Here is a 1,222-nt window from a genome sequence, read left to right on the forward strand (position 1 = left end):
CCGGCACTACCCGGTAGGTGCCAACCTCGGTTGGCGCACGAGCACTCCGCAGGCCAACCAAGGGTGGCCATTACCGGGTACGGGCGCTCAGCGCAGCGTACCCAGCCACGCCGCCGACGCTTCGCTCGGGCTCTGCTTGGCCTTCACCGCCAACCCGCTCGCACGCACGAACGTCTGCGCCGCCTGCGCCACTACCTGGCGGGCGATCAGCGCGGCCTGCTTGGTCGTTGCCTGCTGCTTGCGCAGCTGCACGATATGCACCGACGGGCGACCGACCGGTGCGTACTTCTGGTCGCGGCGCAGGATATCGGCCACCTGTGCCACTTCATGTTCGGCCTGCAGGTAGCGGTGCTGTGCCTCGACCAGCTCACGCAGCGGTACGCGCGCCGCAGCCGGGTCGGCAAAGGCGGACAGCGCTGCATCGCAGGCGGCATCATCAGTGAAGCGGGTACGCAGCGTGTCCACGCTGGCCAGGGTCAGTTTGGCCATGTGGGCCTCGTTGCTGCAGGAAAGGTGTGCGATTGTCGCATTGCTTGCCGGGTCGTGCCGGCCGCTGGCGGGCGACTGCGTGGGGGCGTGCGGACCAACGGTCCGCACCCACCGGCGGACCAACTGTCCGCACCCATCGGCTGGCCGAGGGTCCGCACCCATCGGCTGGCCGACGGTCTGCACCCGCCGGCTGTCCAACAGTCTGCATCTGCCGGCTGCAGAGAGCAGCCGAGCATCGGGTCGCGGTTACCATGGCGGCCGCACTGAACCACGGAAGGCAACACCATGCAGGAAGCGCAGTACTGGCTTGGCGAATTCTGGACCGGCCTGAGCGTGCTCGATCTGATCGGCGGCAGCGTGCTGGGCACGCTGTTGGGGCTGGTGCTGGGCATCTTCGCCTGGCGCGGGCTGCATCGACGCGGTTGGCTGCGGCGGCAGCRGCGTTGGCACCACGGGCTGCTGGCCTCGTATGTGGTGCTGCTGCCGTTGCTTGTCGCGTTCTTCGGCCTGCAACTGGGCTTCACCGCCGGCGCGCACCGCGCGCTGTTCAAGCAGCTCGACCACTTCCAGCCGCACCTGCAGACGATGGTGGAAGGGTGGAGCAGTGGCTTCACCGCCTCGCTGGAAGACGAACGCATGCGTGCCGCGCTGCAGAGCCAGGGCACGGTGGGCGACGTTGCCGATTCGCTTGCCGCGATCTACCTGCGCGAGCATCCACTGCCAAGCGTGGAGC

At 68.4% G+C, this 1,222-nt stretch carries 1 protein-coding gene and 1 pseudogene; one reads left to right on the plus strand and one right to left on the minus strand.

The window, feature by feature from the left end; translation table 11 throughout:
• Positions 1–87 precede the first annotated feature (87 nt).
• On the minus strand, positions 88–489 hold the full coding sequence (locus AC1VAN_RS22355) for a hypothetical protein (protein WP_099782578.1): 402 nt from the start codon (positions 487–489) through the stop codon (positions 88–90).
• A 285-nt stretch (positions 490–774) separates the two neighbouring features.
• Between AC1VAN_RS22355 and AC1VAN_RS22360 the strand changes: the two are divergent.
• A pseudogene (locus AC1VAN_RS22360) lies at positions 775–1,222 on the plus strand (hypothetical protein); the annotation flags it as partial.

Source organism: Stenotrophomonas sp. 05L44_2, assembly GCF_056665995.1.

Bases quoted from the DNA above. Each gene is read 5' to 3' on its own strand.
- AC1VAN_RS22355 (WP_099782578.1), bottom strand. From the start codon at position 489: ATGGCCAAACTGACCCTGGCCAGCGTGGACACGCTGCGTACCCGCTTC.